At 73.9% G+C, this 4237-nt stretch carries 4 protein-coding genes; all 4 read right to left on the bottom strand.

The features are described from left to right. Positions 1-835, bottom strand: an 835-nt coding sequence (locus AOK22_RS32520; RefSeq protein WP_157872342.1) for an amidohydrolase family protein, incomplete at its 3' end; no start/stop codon positions are given. Next, complete coding sequence (gene ureA, locus AOK22_RS32515) at positions 832-1557, bottom strand: urease subunit gamma (protein WP_055702307.1); 726 nt, start codon at positions 1555-1557, stop codon at positions 832-834. The genes ureA and AOK22_RS32520, both read right to left, overlap by 4 nt. Positions 1558-1935: 378 nt before the next feature. Further along, entirely contained in the window at positions 1936-2517 is a 582-nt protein-coding gene (locus AOK22_RS32510) for a TetR/AcrR family transcriptional regulator (protein WP_055702306.1), read from the bottom strand. Positions 2518-2663: 146 nt separating this feature from the next. Continuing rightward, the coding region (locus tag AOK22_RS43195) for a serine/threonine protein kinase (RefSeq protein WP_244165202.1) at positions 2664-4237 on the bottom strand (1574 nt) is incomplete at its 5' end.

Below are 4237 nucleotides of genomic sequence, written 5' to 3'. Positions count from 1 at the left end.
TCCGCCCCTCCAGGACCTTCAGGGTGTCCTCGACGGAGAGGCATTCGTTCAACCCGTCGCTGTGCAGCGCGACTTGGACATCGTGCTCCTCGGCCACCCGCAACGCCGTGTCAAGGGCGCGGGTGTGCGCGCCGAGGTCCTCGTGCACCTTGAACCCGCAGGCACCGCCCTCCGCGAGCGCCTCGACGAGCGGCGCGGCGTCGGAGGACGAACCCCGCGCCAGGAAGCCGATGTTGACCGGCCAGGCGTCGAAGGCGTTGAACGCGTGGCGAAGGGCCCACGGCGAGTTGACGCCCACGCCCCACATCGGACCGAACTCCTGGCCGATGATCGTGGTCACGCCGGACGCGAGCGACGCCTCCATGATGCGGGGCGAGAGCAGGTGGACGTGCGTGTCGATGGCGCCCGCGGTCGCGATCAGGCCTTCGCCGGAGATGATCGTGGTCCCGGTGCCGACGACGACGTCGACGCCGTCGAGGGTGTCGGGGTTGCCGGCCCGCCCGATGGCGTGGATGCGGCCTTCCCTGATCCCGATGGACACCTTGCGGATGCCCTGCACGGCGTCGATCACGACGACGTTGCTGATCACGACGTCACAGGTATCGCGGACCGCCGCGGCCTTCAGGTGCAGCCCGTCACGGGCCGTCTTGCCGAACCCGGCGAGGAACTCGTCGCCGTACTGCTGCGCGTCCGACTCGATCCGGATCGTCAGCCCGGAGTCACCGAGCCGGACCCGGTCACCCGCGCGGGGGCCGTGCACGGTGGCGTACTCGTGCGGATCGATGTGCCGGCTGCCCGGCGCGCAGTGATCGCTGTGTCGGGTGGGCCTGCTCATGCGCGCACTCCTTCCAGGCTGTCGGTGGCGCCCATGTCGTCGGCGCTCGCGCCCAGGTAGCCGCAGGCGGCGGCCTTGCGCAGCGCCGCCTCCTTCGCGCCGGGCGCGTCGAGGGGGCCGTCGACCAAGCCCGCGAAGCCGATCGCGATCCGGGCTCCGCCGATCGGCAGCAGCCCGACCTCGACGGTCGCGCCCGCGTCGAAGCGGGTGGACGAGCCGGTGGGCACGGCGAGGTGCAGGCCGTAGGCGGCGGCGCGGTCGAAGTCGAGCCGCGGGTTGGCCTCGAAGAAGTGGAAGTGCGAGGTCACGGAGACGGGCACGGTCGCGGTGTTGCGTACGGCCAGCGTCACGACCGGCTCGGGCACGGCGGTCTCCGTCGCCGGGAGCACGGCGCCGGGAGCGGCGTCGTCCCGGGGCCCTGCGCCGAACGGGTCGGCGACGACGGCCAGCCGCGTGCCGTCGTCGAAGACGGCCTCGACCTGGATCTCGGTGACCACGTCGGCGACGCCCGGCAGGACGTCGTCGGGGCCGAGGACGGCACGGCCGCGCTCGACGGCCTCGACGAGCCGGAGCCCGTCGCGCGCGGCCTCGCAGACGGTGTCGGCGATGAGGGCGGTGGCCTCGGGGACGTTGAGCCGCAGGCCGCGGGTGTGCCGGGACCGCGCGAGCTCGGCGGCGGTGAACAGCAGAAGCCGGTCACGTTCGGTGGGGGTCAGCGGCATGGGGGCATCACTCGCTCCGGGGAAGTCCAGGGGGCCTCAACCGCTCATCGACAGGTTCTTCTGGCGGCGGGCCGGCGGCATCACTGTGACACTGACTGAATTTTCAGTCAATAGATGGGAGACGGGAAGAGGCGCTGGCACGAGTAACGGGGAACGGGTGCGTCGGCGGGAGAGAGGGGGAGAGGGTGGAGGGAGGGGCTGATCCCCGCTGCGGAGGCAGGGCGGGCTGCGCCCCTACGCGCCGATGGGTTACTTCCGCGTCCGTCCAGGTGGCTTGCTTGCGCGTCCCCGCAGGCGGGCTGCTTCCCCTCCCCGCAGACGGGCCGCTCGCCCTTCTCGCAGAATGACCGCTTGCCCTCCCCGCGCCGGGCTACTGGCCTATTCGCCGCGCAGCAGCGCGAGTTCGGCGTCGATGGCGCCGCGCATCAGGTCACGGGCGTGCTCGATCTGGAGGCCGCCGCTGAGCCAGCGCATGCTGAGCCCCTCCAGGAGGGCGGTGAGACGCTCCCCGGCCGCGGCGAGCGCGGGCGCCGGGGTCATCGGCCGCACCTGGCCGAGGAGGGCGGCCACCTCCTGCACCCACACCAGGGTCGCCCTGGCCAGGTCCTCGCGCAGCACCTCGTCGAAGACGGCGCTCGCCCGCAACTCGCCCCAGGCGGAGCTGTTCTCCCTGACCTCCGGGGTGTCCTGCAGTTCGAGCAGCAGGATCTCGTCCAGTTCCTCGCGGGGAGCGAGCGGCTCGGCGTCGGGATCGCGGCCGGTGGTGTAGCGCTCGGCGCGGTCGTTGATGAACTCGAGGGTGTGGCGCAGGATCCCGGTGCGATCCTTGAAGTGGTAGTAGATCAGCCCGGTCGAGACGCCCGCTTCGGCGGCGAGCTCCTCGACGCGCAGGCCGCGGACACCGCGACGGGCGATCAGCCGTGCGGCCGCTTCGAGGATCTGAGTAGTGCGAGGCGCCATGGATCCAAACCCTACCGGGCCGGTCGGGGCGCGGTGATCTCGGCCGATCGCCCGGTACGAGGGCGTACGCGCCGCAGGGCGAGGAGCCGGGCGGCGCACCGGCGGCACCAGTCGGCGGCGCGCCGGCCGACCCGCCGCGCGGAACCTCAATCGCTCCTGACGTGGCGGCTCATGACCACCGTGACGGGACCTTCGTCGGGCACGGCCTCGACGAGGCGGGCGATGACGACGCTCTTCCCGTCGGGGCTGCGCACGCAGAAGGGACGTTCGTCGGCGAGGTCGTCGAACGGGAGCGCGGTCACCGGTTCCGTCTCGATGCCGCGCACGCAGTCGGCGGGACTGAGCACGTACCCGGCGGCCACGAAGGCGTCGCTGTCGTCGGGCAGGACGAACTCGGTGTCGGTCCGCTCCAAGTACCACTCGGCGGTCTCGGCGGGGACGACCTTCCCGGCCGAGAGGTCGAACTCGTAGTCCGGGTCGGGGGCCGTGAGTTCGGCGTCGGCGTAGTCGGGGACGTACGCGGTCTCCGACGAGGGCGACGACGAAGGAGGGGGAGAGGGCTGCTGCGACGAAGGGCGGTCGGACGGCGTGGCGGGAGCGCGGGAGGCGTCGGACGCGTCCCGCGCACGCGAGGTGTCGTCGCGGCGGTCCAGGACGTAGTACGCGGCGCCGCCGAGCGGCACGAGGACCGCGAGCGCGACCACCAGGGCGACCACGGTCCTGTGCCGCCGGCCGCGGACCGGCTCGGGGCCGGTCCGCCGGTCGCGCCGTGACACGGAGCCGGTCGGCCCGTCGCCGTCGGGAGCCCGCCGCGTCGCGGGGGCCGCCGCGACGGTGGGCTGGGCGTGGACCCGCGCGGTGCCCCCGGCCCCGCGCGCCGGGCCCGGCCCCGCACCCGGGTCCCGCGTCGCGTCGCGCGTGGCGATCTCGCTGCTGACCCCGTGCGGCAGCCACCCCTCGGTGAACTCCGGGTGCGCGCCCATGGCGGGATGGGCGTGCGCGGCGGCGATCAGGTCGCCCGGCCCGGGCCGGTCCCAGGGCTGCTTGGCCAGACAGCGGCCGATCAGCTCGTGCAGCTCCTGGGGGACGCAGGACAGATCGGGCGCCTCGTGGACCACCCGGTACAGCGCCGCGGATTCGGGCCCGCCCCCGAAGGGCAGCACGCCCCCGGCCGCGTACGCGGCGACCGCGCCGAGGGCGAAGACGTCGGTCGCCGGGGTCACCGCGAGGCCCTGTGCCTGCTCCGGTGCCATGTACGCGGCGGTGCCGATCCGCAGCCCGGTGCCGGTGAGCCCCGTGGCGTCGGCGGCGCGGGCGATGCCGAAGTCGATGACGCGGGGGCCGTCCCCGGCGATCAGCACGTTGGCGGGCTTGAGGTCGCGGTGGACGACCCCCGCCCGGTGGATGGCCTGGAGCGCCTCGGCGATGCCGGCCACGAGCAGCAGCACGGTGCGTACGGGCAGCGGGCCGTGCCGCCCGACGACCTCCTGGAGCGAGAGCCCGGGGACGTACGCGGTCGCGAGCCAGGGCGTGGGGGCGTCCACACCGGAGTCCACCACCTGGGCCGTGAACAGGCCGTGGATGCTCCGGGCGCTGGCCACTTCGTGGGCGAAACGGCTGCGGAACTCGGGGTCCGCGGCGAACTCGTCCCGCACCGCCTTGAGGGCGATCGGCCGCCCGCCCGGCGTGTGGGCGAGGTACACGACGCCCATCCCGCCGG

It is taken from the genome of Streptomyces silaceus (assembly GCF_001419745.1).
GTDB lineage: Bacteria > Actinomycetota > Actinomycetes > Streptomycetales > Streptomycetaceae > Streptomyces > Streptomyces silaceus.
This window is presented reverse-complemented; position numbering and strand designations above follow the sequence as displayed.